The sequence below is a fragment of the Streptococcus mitis genome (assembly GCF_946188375.1).
Lineage (GTDB): Bacteria > Bacillota > Bacilli > Lactobacillales > Streptococcaceae > Streptococcus > Streptococcus mitis_CX.
Window position 1 is genome coordinate 445,297 of sequence record NZ_CAMHUS010000001.1, and the last position, 13,992, is coordinate 459,288.

A 13,992-nucleotide genomic window follows, 5' to 3' on the forward strand; every position below is an offset into this window, starting at 1 on the left:
CTTTATCGCGCTCCTTGCCTGCCTCACGGGACAGGTTTAAAGGAATATTTAATTATCAATTACTATAGCACAAAGCGAGCCTAAAATCAAGCAAAAACTTTTGAGTCCCCATCTTATAAATTGCTAAAATCATATAATTGTGGGTACTGGTCACACTCTGGATTTTTAGGATGGCAAATGGCTCTTCCAAAATAAATCATAGCCTGATGGGCAGCTAACCACTGCTCCGGTGGCAAGATATCCATAACCCGTTTTTCCACCTCAAGTGGTGTCGCTGATTTTTTGACAATATCGTGGTGTTTGCAAATACGCTCCACATGAGTATCCACTGCAAAAGCTGGAATCCCAAAGCCCACACTCATGACAACATTGGCTGTCTTGCGACCAACACCTGACAAACTCTCCAATTCCTCTCGTGTTTGAGGGACTTGACCATCGAAATCGTCTAGTAACTGTTGGGCACATTTTTTAAGGAATTTAGCCTTATTTCGATACAGTCCCAGGCGAGAAATGTGTGAAGCAATCTCACTCTCTGTTGCAACAGACATGGCTTGTGGCGTTGGAAAGGTAGCAAAGAGACCTGGTGTGGCCTTATTTACCGCTGCATCCGTCGTCTGGGCTGACAACATGACCGCAACCAAGAGTTCAAAATGATTGGTAAAATCAAGACTGGGCTTGGCATCTGGAAACAGAGCAATGATTTCTTCTAGCACTTTTCGTGCTCGTTTTTTTGACAAGACCATTATTCGTCTCCATCAAATAGTCCTTGTAAGCCAGCAAAAGGACTGTTTTCTTCTTTCTTAACTGCTTGTTGAGCTTGGTATTCTTCTTCTGTCATGATTTGCCAGTCATTTCCTGACACAAATCCTTGACCAGCCTCTTCTTCAGCCGTCAAGACCTTAATAGGAATATTTAGTAGGATATTGTCTGACACGCTCTCAGCAAGATCAAGTTCTCCATTTTCGATAGGCAAGACCAAATCATCGTCTAAAACTTCCTGATCTAGTTGGTTAGTTGCGCCTTCCATGAAAACTTCCGTTACTGGATAAGATTCAACTAACTCAACTGGCTCCATACTACGACTTGAAGCAAGGACAATGGTATAAGACAACTGATAGTCTAAGAAATACATACGGTCTTCGTACTGTACTTTTCCAACTGCAAGGATATCTTTTACATCTAAAATTTCTTGATTACGTGCACGTAGGTCGGCGGCTAGGTCTAACATTTGTTCAAAATGCAAGCCTTCAGACTGCTTACGAATTTCTTGAATATTTAATTTCATACTTCCTCCATAAAGATTTACTCTCTTGATTATACCATGAAAAGGCTACAAATCAGCACGGCAAACTTTATAATTAAAATTCGATTTTTTAACATATTTACTATGACATTTTTGTTTTTTAGTGCTATACTATAGGCAATAATACATCAGAGCAAGGAGGATGCTCATATGGAAGACAAAGAACTCATTACTAATGCAACCCAACTCCTATCCGAGTTAAATAAAAGTTTCCAAAGCTGCAAACAGGGTACTGCAGATGATACTCGACTACAAGAGCTGCTAAACACTACTATAAAAGAGCTCAAAAAAGCGGAAAAGTTGAACAACAGTATTTTAATCGACCTTGAGAAATTTTACCAACGTACCAGTCTTCTGATAGGCCTTGGTAGCCTAAAACTAAACGATCAAGCACGTACCGCTTGGCGCAACTATGACAAGTTCCATTACGAGCATGTCAAACACGTACTAACTCTTTATGGACCTGTTTTCGGATTTTAGAGATTAGAATTGTCAGTTTTCTGTTGACAAAATATCCTGAAAGGTATAGTATAGAGATACTAATACTCGGAGGTAAGGGAGACATGAACAACTAAGTCTATCAAATAAAGAACCTTTATTTAGTAGATCTTGTTTTTGTCTCTTTTTGTGTACTCTTTTATGCTCTTTTTCTGGCATTTTATACTCAATGAAAATCAAAGAGCAAACTAGGAAGCTAGCCATCTGCTCCTCTTGAGTTGAATTAGGCAATCCTAAGCTAGTTTGACGAGCTTTTCAACGGGGATAATAGAGTTTTCAATAGTGACTTTTGGCTCTACTAGGTAAAGTAGAGCTTTTTGTTATGCACTATTGACATTCTAGAAAGGGCAACAATATGATAAACATCAATCATCTAACCATCACACAAAACAAAGATTTACGAGACCTTGTATCTGACCTAAACATGACCATCCACGATGGGGAAAAGGTAGCTATTATTGGTGAAGAAGGAAATGGCAAATCAACCTTACTTAAAATTTTTATGGGGGAAGCTTTGCCTGATTTCACTATCAGGGGAGACATTCAATCTGATTATCAATCAATAGCCTACATTCCTCAAAAACTCCCCGAAGAGCTGAAAAAGAAAACTCTACATGACTACTTCTTTTTAGATTTTATTGATTTAGACTACAGTATTCTTTATCGTTTAGCTGAGGAATTGCATTTCGATAGCAATCGTTTCGCAAGCGAGCAAGAAATTGGCAGTCTATCAGGGGGCGAAGCTTTGAAAATTCAGCTCATCCATGAGTTAGGCAAACCCTTTGAAATTCTATTTTTAGATGAACCTTCAAATGACCTAGACCTTGAGACGGTTGATTGGCTAAAAAATCAGATTCAAAAGATTAGACAAACTGTTATTTTCATTTCCCATGATGAAGACTTTCTTTCTGAAACGGCTGATACTATTGTCCACTTGCGACTGGTCAAGCACCGGAAAGAAGCGGAAACACTAGTAGAGCATTTGGACTATGATCGCTACAGTGAGCAGAGAAAGGCTAATTTTGCCAGACAAAGTCAGCAAGCTGCTAACGACCAAAGAGCCTATGACAAAACAATGGAAAAACATCGACGAGTCAAGCAAAATGTGGAAACTGCTCTTCGAGCTACCAAAGACAGTACTGCCGGTCGCCTATTGGCTAAAAAAATGAAAACTGTTCTCTCTCAAGAAAAACGCTACGAAAGGGCAGCTCAGTCCATGACCCAAAAGCCACTTGAAGAGGAAGAAATCAAACTTTTCTTCTCAGACATCCAACCATTACCAGTTTCTAAACTCTTAATCCAACTGGAAAAAGAAAATTTGTCCATTAGCGAGCGCGTTTTGGTTCAGAAGTTACAACTAACTATCCGTGGCCAAGAAAAAATCGGTATCATCGGCTCAAATGGTGTTGGAAAATCGACTCTGTTAGACAAATTGCAACAACTACTAAATGTCAAAAGAGAGATTTCTCTTGGTGTTATGCCACAAGATTACCACAAGAAACTGCAATTGGATTTATCCCCAATAGCCTATCTTAGCCAAACTGGACAAAAAGAAGAACTACAGAAAATCCAATCCCACTTAGCCAGTCTCAATTTCAGTTATCCAGAAATGCAACATCAAATTCGCTCCTTATCTGGCGGGCAACAGGGTAAACTCCTGCTTTTGGATTTAGTCCTGCGCAAACCAAACTTTCTCCTTCTGGATGAACCCACACGAAACTTTTCTCCCACTTCTCAACCCGAAATCAGAAAACTCTTTGCCACTTATCCAGGCGGTCTCGTCACTGTTTCGCATGACCGTCGTTTCTTAAAAGAGGTCTGTTCAACCATCTATCGCTTAACAGAACACGGTTTGGAGGTAGTTAATTTAGAAGATTTATAAATTTTGAGCATAGCAAAAATCCAGAGACGACCTCTGGATTCTTTTTACATCTGTTTTAAACGTTCAATCCGTTCTGAGATAGGTGGGTGAGTATAAAAGAGTTTTTGGAACCCTCCACCTTTCTTGGGATCATTGATATAAAGTGCGCTGCTGGCATCATCAACGTGGTGATGCATCGGCTCACTATTGTCCAACTTACGTAGGGCATTGATCATTCCTTGAGGATTGCGCGTCAACTCGACACTAGAAGCATCAGCTAGGAATTCCCTCTGACGAGAAATAGCTAGTTGCACCAAGGTTGCAGCGAGAGGGGCCAGTACAATAGCTAGTAAAGAAACCACTAGCATAATGATTTCTAAGCCATTTCCATCTCGGTCATCGTCACTTCGTCTGCGACCTGCGCCACCCCACCACATCATACGACCTGCCATACTAGAAAGCATGGTGATAGCACTAGCAAGGGCGACAGCAATCGTCGAAATACGAATATCGTAATTACGAATATGACTAACCTCATGCCCCATAACAGCTTCTAGCTCCTCGCGATTCATAATAGCTAGAAGACCTGAAGTCGCAGCAACCGCCGCATTTTGAGGGTTAGAACCTGTCGCAAAGGCATTTAAGGCTGGATCATCAATGATGAAAACACGTGGCATAGGAATCTGAGCCACCATAGCCATATCTTCTACTACATGGTAGAGGTCTGGTGCCGTTTGTTCATCCACCTCACGCGCTCCATTCATGGACATGACAATCTCTGTTGATTGAAAAATCATAGACATGGCATAGATAAATCCGATAATCAGTGCAATAACCAAACCGCCAAGCCCAGATCGCATGAAGAGGTAACCAACTGCATAGCCAACCAGAGCTAAGAGTAGGAAAAATACCAGCAACAAAATCCAGGTTCTTCGTTTATTGCTTGCAATTTGATCAAACAACATCTTAGTCACCTAAACCGCTAAAATCAACTTTAGGAACTGCCTTTTCCTCTTCTGGTGTTTGAAGGAAATCTGCTGCTTTAAATCCAAACATTCCAGCGATAATATTGCTTGGGAAAGTTTCTAATTTTACATTGTAGTTGCTGACAACACTGTTGTAGAGTTGACGAGAGTAAGAAATTTTATTTTCTGTGTTTGTCAACTCCTCTTGCAATTTAACAAAGTTTGCACTAGCTTTCAAATCTGGATAGCTTTCTGCAACTGCAAAAATACCTGAAACCTGACGAGTAAGGGCATCACTAGCTTTCATAGCTTCTGCTGGTGAAGTCGCTGCCGCCACTTGGTTACGTAGTTCTGCCACCTTTTCAAGGGTAGAACCTTCATATTTTGCATAACCTTTTACAGTTTCAATCAAGTTTGGCAAGAGGTCATTTCGACGTTTCAACTGAACATCAATCTGGCTCCAAGCCTCCTTGGTTTGCATACGATTCTTAACCAAACCGTTATAGCTAACAATCACAAAAATAACAATAAGAGCTAAAACTCCAAGAATAATCCAAGTCATTATATAAGTCCTTTCTGCTTTTAGATTAGTACCAGTATATCAAATTTTTAATGATTGTGGTAAAATAAGATGATACTAAAGAAGGAAAAAACTATGAAACCAGAAACATTTTACAACTTGCTTGCCGAGCAAAATCTTTCACTTTCGGACCAGCAAAAAAAACAATTTGAACGCTATTTTGAACTCTTGGTCGAGTGGAATGAGAAGATTAATTTGACGGCTATTACAGATAAGGAAGAAGTCTATCTGAAACACTTTTACGATTCGATTGCACCCATTCTGCAAGGCTTAATTTCAAATGAAACTATCAAACTTCTTGATATTGGAGCCGGGGCAGGATTTCCTAGTCTACCTATGAAAATCCTCTATCCTCAGCTAAATGTAACTATCATTGATTCTCTCAACAAGCGCATCAACTTCCTCAAACTTTTGGCTCAGGAACTGGATTTAGACGATGTTCATTTCTACCATGGACGTGCCGAAGATTTTGCCCAAGACAAAAACTTCCGTGCTCAGTATGATTTTGTAACGGCTCGTGCGGTTGCCCGTATGCAAGTCCTATCTGAATTAACTATTCCCTACCTTAAAGTTGGCGGAAAACTATTGGCACTCAAGGCTAGCAATGCTCCTGAGGAATTATTAGAAGCTAAGAATGCCCTCAACCTCCTTTTTAGTAAAGTAGAAGACAATCTCAGCTACGCCCTACCAAATGGAGATCCACGTTACATCACAGTGGTAGAAAAGAAAAAAGAAACACCAAATAAATATCCAAGAAAGGCTGGCATGCCCAACAAACGCCCGCTTTAAATTTTTTAGTAAAAAATGTTTACAAAGTTCGGAATTTCTGCTATACTATCACAAGCAAAGGTTTTTAATGTCATCCCGTGAGGTGACGAAGACGCAGAAATACTTGAAACTCTTTAAAGTCTAGATTTTAGAGAAGTCTTACTCTGAGGGCCTATTGCTGTAAAATAATGGGCTCTTTTTTGATGCCCAAAAGTGAGGTTTATATGAAACAAGAATCAACTGTTGATTTGTTACTAGACGTTGACCAACGTCCTTCGGCTGGAAAAGGAATTCTCCTTAGTTTCCAACACGTTTTCGCCATGTTCGGTGCGACCATCTTGGTACCCTTGATTTTGGGAATGCCTGTATCTGTTGCCCTTTTTGCTTCAGGTGTCGGGACACTCATCTATATGATTTCAACTGGATTTAAAGTTCCAGTTTATCTAGGTTCTTCTTTTGCCTTTATCACAGCAATGTCACTGGCTATGAAAGAAATGGGTGGTGATGTATCTGCTGCTCAAACAGGAGTTATCTTGACTGGTTTGGTCTATGTCCTTGTGGCTGCAGGTGTTCGTTTTGCAGGTACAAAATGGATTGATAAACTCTTGCCACCAATCATCATCGGACCTATGATTATCGTTATCGGTCTGGGACTTGCAGGTTCAGCTGTTACCAATGCTGGTCTTGTAGCTGACGGGAATTGGAAAAATGCTCTTGTAGCAGTTGTTACTTTCTTGATTGCTGCCTTTATCAATACAAAAGGAAAAGGCTTCCTACGAATCATTCCATTCCTCTTTGCCATTATCGGTGGTTACCTCTTCGCACTAACACTTGGCTTGGTTGACTTTACACCAGTTCTTAAAGCCAACTGGTTCGAGATTCCTGGTTTCTACTTGCCATTTAATACAGGCGGTGCCTTTAAAGAATACAATCTTTACTTCGGTCCAGAAACCATCGCTATCTTGCCAATCGCTATCGTAACAATTTCTGAACATATCGGAGACCATACTGTTTTGGGTCAAATCTGTGGCCGTCAATTCTTGAAAGAACCAGGTCTTCACCGTACTCTTCTTGGTGACGGTATCGCAACTTCAGTTTCTGCCTTCCTTGGTGGACCAGCCAATACAACTTATGGAGAAAATACAGGGGTTATCGGTATGACTCGTATCGCTTCTGTCTCAGTTATCCGTAACGCTGCCTTCATCGCGATTGCCCTTAGCTTCCTTGGTAAATTCACTGCCTTGATTTCAACCATTCCAAATGCTGTACTTGGTGGTATGTCAATCCTTCTCTACGGAGTTATCGCAAGTAATGGTTTGAAAGTCTTGATCAAAGAACGTGTAGACTTCAGTCAAATGCGTAACCTAATCATCGCAAGTGCTATGTTGGTACTTGGACTTGGAGGAGCTATCCTTAAACTTGGTCCAGTTACCCTTTCAGGTACTGCCCTATCAGCCATGACAGGAATCATCTTGAACTTGATCTTACCATACGAAAATAAAGATTAAGAGTCTAAACACATCAAAAAACGAGCATTTCCAATTACGGAAGTGCTCATTTTTCTTCTTTCTAAAAAAGGAAAGCCCTGTGGCCTTCCCTTGTCTTACTTGCGTTTTTTCTTCGCTTTCTTCATTTTGTTAGCCATGCGTTTCATGGACTGTTTCATAGCAAATTCACCGATTTTACCTTTGAGTCCGCCACCAAACAGCTGGCTCATATCTGGCATTCCTGCTCCTCCGAGAGCTGACAGGTCAGGCATACCGCCTTGTCCCATCATTCCTTCAAGGGCAGACATATCCATTCCTCCCATATTTGGCATATTTTTAGGAAGGTTGTTTGGATTGATTCCCATTTGCTTCATCATTTTGTTCATATCTCCAGACATGACACCTTGCATGAGCTGTTTAGCCTGGTTAAAGTCCTTGATAAATTTATTGACTTCGACAAAGGTATTTCCAGAACCAGCTGCGATACGACGGCGACGGCTCGGATTTAACAAATCTGGATTTTCACGTTCTTCAGGTGTCATTGAAGACACAATGGCACGTTTGCGAGCAATCTGGCGTTCATCCACCTTCATGTTTTGAAGTGCTGGATTATTGGCCATACCTGGAATCATCTTGAGCAAGTCTTCCATCGGCCCCATGTTTTGCACCTGATCCAACTGATCAATGAAATCATTGAAATCAAAGGTGTTTTCACGCATCTTCTCAGCCATTTCAAGGGCTTTTTGCTCATCGTATTCCTGAGAAGCTTTCTCAATCAGAGTGAGCATATCCCCCATGCCAAGGATACGGCTTGACATACGGTCTGGGTGGAAGGTCTCAATGTCCGTAATCTTTTCACCTGTACCAGTGAACTTGATTGGTTTTCCGGTAATGTGACGAACAGATAGAGCCGCACCACCACGAGTATCGCCATCAATCTTGGTAAGGATGACCCCAGTCACTTCCAACTGAGCATTAAACTCACGCGCAACATTGGCCGCTTCTTGACCAATCATGGCATCAACCACGAGGAGAATTTCGTTTGGTTGAGCTAGTGCTTTCACGTCACGAAGTTCATTCATCAAAAGCTCATCAATCTGCAAACGACCCGCAGTATCAATCAAGACATAGTCGTTATGATTAGTTTGGGCTTGCTCCAAACCTTGACGTACAATTTCAACAGCTGGTACTTCTGTTCCAAGTGCAAAGACAGGCACATCAATCTGTTGCCCCAAGGTCTTAAGCTGGTCAATGGCAGCAGGACGATAAATATCCGCCGCAATCATCAAAGGACGAGCATTTTCTTCTTTCTTGAGTTTGTTAGCCAATTTACCAGCAAAGGTTGTTTTACCAGCCCCTTGCAAACCGACCATCATGATGATTGTAGGAATCTTAGGTGACTTGATAATCTCTGCCGTATCAGAACCCAAAACGGTTGTCAGTTCCTCATCAACGATTTTAATAATTTGTTGCGCAGGATTAAGGGTATCAATGACCTCATGCCCGACTGCACGCTCACGAACTTTCTTGATAAAGTCCTTTACAACAGGCAAGGCAACGTCGGCCTCAAGCAAGGCCAAGCGAATTTCTTTGGTTGCCTCTTGAACATCAGATTCAGAGATTTTTCCTTTTTTACGTAGATTTTTAAAGACGTTCTGCAAACGTTCTGTTAAACTTTCAAATGCCATATTTTTCTCCTATTTATTCAATTCAGTGGAAATCGTCCGAAATGTTGCAAACACTCTAGTTCTTCGGGTGTGACTTCTTTCATGATTTCATTTGGATATCCCCAACAGCTAAAACCTATTTGCATGGCTTTGGAGTTATCATTGGGCGAGATAATCTGTAGTCGAGTAGGAAATGGTTTCTCTGCTGCTAATAGTTCGCAAGGTATTCCTTGATAAATAACTAGACTGCCCATGATTACTCCCGATTATCAATGCTTGTTAAAATTTCTATCTGCTCCTGCAGAAAGTCATCCTTGGGATAACGCTCCAATATCTGGTCAAAAATCTGACTGCGGACAATGTAGTCCGAGTACATGTGCAATTTCATCTCATAATCTTCCAGAATCTTTTCTGTTCGCTTGATATTGTCATAGACAGCCTGACGACTGACACCAAACTCCTCGGCAATCTCAGCAAGGCTATAATCATCAGCGTAGTAGAGCTCTATGTAGTTCATTTGCTTGTCTGTCAAAAGCGCTGCATAAAATTCAAAGAGCGCATTCATACGATTGGTTTTTTCAATTTCCATAACTTTTATTATACCAAAAAATAGCCTAATCTACCACATTAGCAGGCTAATCCGAGAAGATAGCTAGCAAAAATTTGAAAAAAACAAGAGACTAGCACCAAGTAATTTCCAATTGATAGCTGGCAAAGGGATGTCCCTCTTGATTTTGTAGTTGATAATCTAGTTCAATCTTTTGCCCATCAACTTGATAATGGCTCGTTTGGATGATAAACTCCTGCATGCCCGTAGGTGTGGGAATATAGGCTAAACTATCACTATCCTTTAAAAAGCGCATAATGGTCTTGGGATTAGAAAATCGGCTCATCACCAGTTCTTGACCATGAAATTTAATAACCACTTTTTCCTTTTCCTCATTATAGAAAAGCAGGTAGCTATAATCTCCTTTTTCATGCACTTCCACATCATAGAGTTGGTCAATCACTTCCAACTGCTCATCAAACTGAATCCTATTTCGCATCCGAATCTTCACATCAAGTCCTCTTTCTTGTCTCTTGTCCTACTATTTTACCAAAAAGAGCAGGATTTTGCTATAATGGTCATATGAACGAAAAAGTATTCCGTGACCCAGTTCACAACTACATCCATGTCAATAATCAAATCATCTATGACTTGATTAATACAAAAGAATTTCAGCGTTTGCGTCGAATCAAGCAACTGGGAACTTCCAGTTATACCTTCCACGGTGGAGAACACAGTCGCTTCTCTCACTGTCTAGGAGTCTATGAAATTGCACGACGTATCACAGAGATTTTTGAAGAAAAATATCCTGAAGAATGGAATCCTGCTGAGTCTCTCTTGACCATGACCGCTGCACTCCTTCATGACCTCGGACATGGTGCCTACTCCCATACTTTTGAACATCTCTTTGATACAGACCACGAAGCTATTACTCAGGAGATTATCCAAAGTCCTGAAACGGAGATTCACCAAGTCCTACTACAAGTAGCGCCAGATTTTCCAGAAAAGGTAGCCAGTGTCATAGACCATACCTATCCTAACAAGCAGGTCGTGCAACTCATTTCTAGTCAGATTGATGCAGACCGCATGGACTATCTCTTGCGCGACTCCTATTTTACAGGAGCATCTTATGGAGAATTTGACCTGACTCGGATTCTTCGAGTCATTCGTCCTGTCGAAAATGGTATCGCCTTTCAGCGCAATGGCATGCACGCCATCGAAGACTACGTCCTCAGTCGCTACCAGATGTATATGCAGGTCTATTTCCACCCAGCAACACGGGCCATGGAAGTTCTCCTGCAGAATCTCCTCAAACGCGCCAAGGAACTTTATCCAGAAGATAAGGACTTCTTTGCACGAACTTCTCCACACCTCCTGCCTTTCTTTAAAAAAAATGTGACCTTATCTGACTATCTGGCTCTGGATGATGGTGTGATGAATACCTACTTCCAGCTCTGGATGACCAGTCCTGACAAGATTCTAGCTGACTTATCGCAACGCTTTGTCAACCGCAAGGTCTTTAAATCCATTACCTTTTCACAAGAGGACCAAGACCAACTCACTAGCATGAGAAAATTAGTTGAGGACATCGGCTTTGATCCCGACTACTATACTGCTATTCATAAGAACTTTGACCTCCCTTATGATATTTATCGTCCCGAATCTGAAAATCCGCGAACACAGATTGAGATTTTACAAAAAAATGGAGAACTGGCAGAACTCTCTAGCTTGTCTCCTATCGTCCAATCCCTTGCTGGCAGTCGCCATGGAGATAATCGCTTTTATTTCCCAAAAGAAATGTTAGACCAAAACAGTATCTTCGCAAGCATTACCCAGCAATTTTTACACTTGATTGAGAACGATCATTTTACCCCAAATAAAAACTAGAAGAGGAAATTTATGAGTATTAAACTAATTGCCGTCGATATTGACGGAACCCTAGTCAACAGCCAAAAGGAAATCACTCCTGAAGTCTTTTCTGCCATCCAAGATGCCAAAGAAGCTGGTGTTAAAGTCGTGATTGCAACTGGCCGCCCTATCGCAGGTGTTGCCAAACTTCTGGACGACTTGCAGTTGAGAGACGAGGGTGACTATGTCGTGACCTTCAATGGTGCCCTTGTCCAAGAAACTGCTACAGGTCATGAGATTATCAGTGAATCCTTGACTTATGAGGATTATCTGGATATGGAATTCCTCAGCCGCAAGCTCGGTGTCCACATGCATGCCATTACCAAGGACGGTATCTACACTGCCAATCGCAATATCGGAAAATACACAGTGCACGAATCAACCCTCGTCAGCATGCCTATCTTTTACCGCACACCTGAAGAAATGGCTGGCAAGGAAATCGTCAAGTGTATGTTTATCGATGAACCAGAAATTCTCGATGCTGCAATTGAAAAGATACCAGCGGAATTTTACGAACGCTACTCCATCAACAAGTCTGCTCCTTTCTACCTCGAACTCCTTAAAAAGAATGTGGACAAGGGTTCAGCCATTACTCACTTAGCTGAAAAACTCGGATTGACCAAAGATCAAACCATGGCTATCGGTGACGAAGAAAACGACCGTGCCATGCTGGAAGTCGTTGGCAATCCAGTTGTCATGGAAAATGGAAATCCAGAAATCAAAAAAATCGCCAAATACATAACTAAATCTAACGATGAATCCGGCGTTGCCCATGCCATCCGTACATGGGTACTGTAAAAGGGTATGAATAGACGAAAACCGCTCAGCTGAGCGGCTTTTAATGTCTAATTAATGCCCCCTGCCGGAATCGAACCAGCAACTACTCCTTAGGAGGGAGTTGTTATATCCATTGAACTAAGGGAGCTAGATAAAAACTCTGCTGAAGAAGCAGAGTTTTTTAGTCGAATTAACGACGGATTTCTTTGATACGAGCCGCTTTACCTTGAAGAGCACGCAAGTAGTACAATTTCGCACGACGTACTTTACCGTAACGTACAACTTCGATTTTTTCAACACGTGGAGTGTGGATTGGGAAGATACGCTCAACACCTACACCGTTAGAGATTTTACGAACTGTGTAGTTTTCTGAGATGCCAGCACCTTTACGTGCGATAACAACACCTTCAAAAATCTGGATACGTTCACGGTTACCTTCGACAACTTTCGCGTGTACACGAACAGTGTCACCAGGACGGAATGATGGGATATCAGTACGAAGTTGACCTTCAGTCAAGCTTTGGATTAATGGATTCATTTTATTCTCCTATCTTTGTCAATCTTGAGGAACCTTCCTCAGCGGATAAACTGTATTTTTGTGCGTCCATTACACACAAGATACAGTTTACCAAATTTCCACAAAAAAGTAAAGAAATTTATAGCAGAATTCCTAAAAAAATCGCAATCAAACCACCTAGGTAGGTCAAAGATAAATAAGAATAAAATACCTTCTTATCACTTAACAGTCTTTGGAGTTCATCATTAAAGGTCGAAAAAGTCGTTAAACCACCACAAAATCCTGTTGCTAGAATAGCATAGACTTCCTTAGACTCCACATGATTGTAGAATAATCCAATTAAAAAACAACCTAAAAGATTGGCTATGAGCGTTCCGAGGGGCAATTTAGATGCTTGATTATAGCGGGAAAAGAAATAGCGCACTAAAGCTCCGAAACCACAAGCAATTGCAAGATAGACGATTACCATTTTTTCCTCCCTAAATAGTAAGCTAAAAGCAGTCCGCCACCGATGCTCAAAAGCAAATACAGGACTAAACTAAGATAACGCCCTGTATCAAGCAGTTTCACAGCATCAAGCATGAGACTAGAAAAGGTTGTTAAACCTCCGCAAAAACCCGTCCCTAGCGCTAAAACCAAGCCCTTACTAGTCCCTTTATAGACCAAATAACCCTTGACAAGATAAACCAAGCAGAAAATTCCCAGATAGTTGACAAAGAGAGTGCCCCAAGGAAAATCTGGACTGGCTGGTAACCAAGTGGAAACTAGATAGCGGACAAGTCCGCCCACCATGGCAGCTAGAAAAATCCCTAGCGGATAAAATTGTTCTTTTTTCATTTGATATTTTGATCCTGGTAATCACGCGAACGTTTGAGTATGTCAGAAAATGTTGCGACAATAGTCTCCTGATAGCGCTTGTCTTCTACACGATTTCTAACCTTTTCAAAAATAACTTCTTCTCTCTTGGTATCTAAAATCGGTTTCCCTGAAGCCTTCTTATAAGCAACTACCCCCTCAACCAAATGCATTCGTTCTTCTAACAATTTGACAATTTGGTCATCTATTTGATCAATTTCTTGACGAATAATATCTAAATCCATACAGTCTCCTCCTT

18 protein-coding genes and 1 tRNA gene are annotated in these 13,992 nt (G+C 41.2%); 6 read left to right on the forward strand and 13 right to left on the reverse strand.

What is annotated here, in order from left to right; all coding sequences use genetic code 11:
- Nucleotides 1–113 precede the first annotated feature (113 nt).
- Together nth and N8M16_RS02165 are read right to left on the reverse strand one after the other, a co-directional pair.
- Nucleotides 114–743: an endonuclease III gene (gene nth / locus N8M16_RS02160; RefSeq protein ID WP_261069563.1), complete on the reverse strand. Its 630-nt coding sequence runs from the start codon at nucleotides 741–743 to the stop codon at nucleotides 114–116.
- On the reverse strand, nucleotides 743–1,285 hold the full coding sequence (locus N8M16_RS02165; protein ID WP_049546493.1) for a YceD family protein: 543 nt from the start codon (nucleotides 1,283–1,285) through the stop codon (nucleotides 743–745). The genes nth and N8M16_RS02165 overlap by 1 nt, the downstream gene beginning before the upstream one ends.
- Nucleotides 1,286–1,453: 168 nt before the next feature.
- Between N8M16_RS02165 and N8M16_RS02170 the strand changes: the two genes are divergently transcribed.
- Together N8M16_RS02170 and N8M16_RS02175 are read left to right on the forward strand one after the other, a co-directional pair.
- Nucleotides 1,454–1,783, forward strand: coding sequence for a hypothetical protein (locus N8M16_RS02170; RefSeq protein WP_049546492.1), 330 nt, complete (start codon nucleotides 1,454–1,456; stop codon nucleotides 1,781–1,783).
- 373 nt (nucleotides 1,784–2,156) lie between these two features.
- Nucleotides 2,157–3,683 (forward strand): ATP-binding cassette domain-containing protein, encoded by a 1,527-nt coding sequence (locus N8M16_RS02175; RefSeq protein WP_261069564.1) that lies wholly within the window; start codon nucleotides 2,157–2,159, stop codon nucleotides 3,681–3,683.
- A gap of 44 nt (nucleotides 3,684–3,727) precedes the next feature.
- On the opposite strand, the gene htpX is transcribed toward N8M16_RS02175, so the two are convergent.
- On the reverse strand, nucleotides 3,728–4,627 hold the full coding sequence (gene htpX, locus N8M16_RS02180) for a zinc metalloprotease HtpX (protein WP_261069565.1): 900 nt from the start codon (nucleotides 4,625–4,627) through the stop codon (nucleotides 3,728–3,730).
- Between the two features lies 1 nt (nucleotide 4,628).
- Nucleotides 4,629–5,189 carry a LemA family protein gene (locus N8M16_RS02185; protein ID WP_000219833.1) on the reverse strand — a complete coding sequence of 187 codons (561 nt, stop codon included), beginning with the start codon at nucleotides 5,187–5,189 and terminating at the stop codon, nucleotides 4,629–4,631.
- 93 nt (nucleotides 5,190–5,282) lie between these two features.
- Here N8M16_RS02185 and rsmG point away from each other — a divergent pair, with 93 nt between their 5' ends.
- On the forward strand, nucleotides 5,283–5,996 hold the full coding sequence (gene rsmG / locus N8M16_RS02190) for a 16S rRNA (guanine(527)-N(7))-methyltransferase RsmG (RefSeq protein WP_000801943.1): 714 nt from the start codon (nucleotides 5,283–5,285) through the stop codon (nucleotides 5,994–5,996).
- Nucleotides 5,997–6,199: 203 nt separating this feature from the next.
- Entirely contained in the window at nucleotides 6,200–7,483 is a 1,284-nt protein-coding gene (locus tag N8M16_RS02195) for a uracil-xanthine permease family protein (protein ID WP_004241778.1), read from the forward strand.
- Nucleotides 7,484–7,578: 95 nt separating this feature from the next.
- On the opposite strand, the gene ffh is transcribed toward N8M16_RS02195, so the two are convergent.
- The 4 genes from ffh to N8M16_RS02215 all read right to left on the reverse strand — a co-directional run bounded on the left by ffh (nucleotide 7,579) and on the right by N8M16_RS02215 (nucleotide 10,187).
- The gene (ffh, locus tag N8M16_RS02200; protein WP_261069566.1) at nucleotides 7,579–9,150 is read right to left on the reverse strand and encodes a signal recognition particle protein; all 1,572 of its coding nucleotides are present in this window, start codon (nucleotides 9,148–9,150) and stop codon (nucleotides 7,579–7,581) included.
- Nucleotides 9,151–9,167: 17 nt separating this feature from the next.
- Nucleotides 9,168–9,383 carry a hypothetical protein gene (locus tag N8M16_RS02205; protein WP_023946923.1) on the reverse strand — a complete coding sequence of 72 codons (216 nt, stop codon included), beginning with the start codon at nucleotides 9,381–9,383 and terminating at the stop codon, nucleotides 9,168–9,170.
- A 2-nt stretch (nucleotides 9,384–9,385) separates the two neighbouring features.
- Nucleotides 9,386–9,718, reverse strand: coding sequence for a putative DNA-binding protein (locus N8M16_RS02210; RefSeq protein ID WP_000402066.1), 333 nt, complete (start codon nucleotides 9,716–9,718; stop codon nucleotides 9,386–9,388).
- Between the two features lie 91 nt (nucleotides 9,719–9,809).
- On the reverse strand, nucleotides 9,810–10,187 hold the full coding sequence (locus tag N8M16_RS02215; RefSeq protein ID WP_080673739.1) for a YwiB family protein: 378 nt from the start codon (nucleotides 10,185–10,187) through the stop codon (nucleotides 9,810–9,812).
- 71 nt (nucleotides 10,188–10,258) lie between these two features.
- Here N8M16_RS02215 and N8M16_RS02220 point away from each other — a divergent pair, with 71 nt between their 5' ends.
- Entirely contained in the window at nucleotides 10,259–11,563 is a 1,305-nt protein-coding gene (locus tag N8M16_RS02220; RefSeq protein ID WP_049500401.1) for an HD domain-containing protein, read from the forward strand.
- A 12-nt stretch (nucleotides 11,564–11,575) separates the two neighbouring features.
- Entirely contained in the window at nucleotides 11,576–12,382 is an 807-nt protein-coding gene (gene yidA, locus N8M16_RS02225; RefSeq protein WP_049500399.1) for a sugar-phosphatase, read from the forward strand.
- Between the two features lie 55 nt (nucleotides 12,383–12,437).
- Here yidA and N8M16_RS02230 read toward each other — a convergent pair.
- The 5 genes from N8M16_RS02230 to N8M16_RS02250 all read right to left on the reverse strand — a co-directional run bounded on the left by N8M16_RS02230 (nucleotide 12,438) and on the right by N8M16_RS02250 (nucleotide 13,978).
- A tRNA-Arg gene (locus tag N8M16_RS02230) sits at nucleotides 12,438–12,509 on the reverse strand.
- A 42-nt stretch (nucleotides 12,510–12,551) separates the two neighbouring features.
- Nucleotides 12,552–12,899 (reverse strand): 50S ribosomal protein L19, encoded by a 348-nt coding sequence (rplS, locus tag N8M16_RS02235; protein WP_001068669.1) that lies wholly within the window; start codon nucleotides 12,897–12,899, stop codon nucleotides 12,552–12,554.
- Between the two features lie 118 nt (nucleotides 12,900–13,017).
- The gene (gene crcB / locus N8M16_RS02240; protein ID WP_049500397.1) at nucleotides 13,018–13,347 is read right to left on the reverse strand and encodes a fluoride efflux transporter CrcB; all 330 of its coding nucleotides are present in this window, start codon (nucleotides 13,345–13,347) and stop codon (nucleotides 13,018–13,020) included.
- Nucleotides 13,341–13,715, reverse strand: coding sequence for a fluoride efflux transporter CrcB (crcB, locus tag N8M16_RS02245; RefSeq protein WP_000712114.1), 375 nt, complete (start codon nucleotides 13,713–13,715; stop codon nucleotides 13,341–13,343). The genes crcB (N8M16_RS02240) and crcB (N8M16_RS02245) overlap by 7 nt, the downstream gene beginning before the upstream one ends.
- The gene (locus tag N8M16_RS02250; protein ID WP_247930781.1) at nucleotides 13,712–13,978 is read right to left on the reverse strand and encodes a chorismate mutase; all 267 of its coding nucleotides are present in this window, start codon (nucleotides 13,976–13,978) and stop codon (nucleotides 13,712–13,714) included. The genes crcB (N8M16_RS02245) and N8M16_RS02250 overlap by 4 nt, the downstream gene beginning before the upstream one ends.
- Between the last annotated feature and the right edge of the window lie 14 nt (nucleotides 13,979–13,992).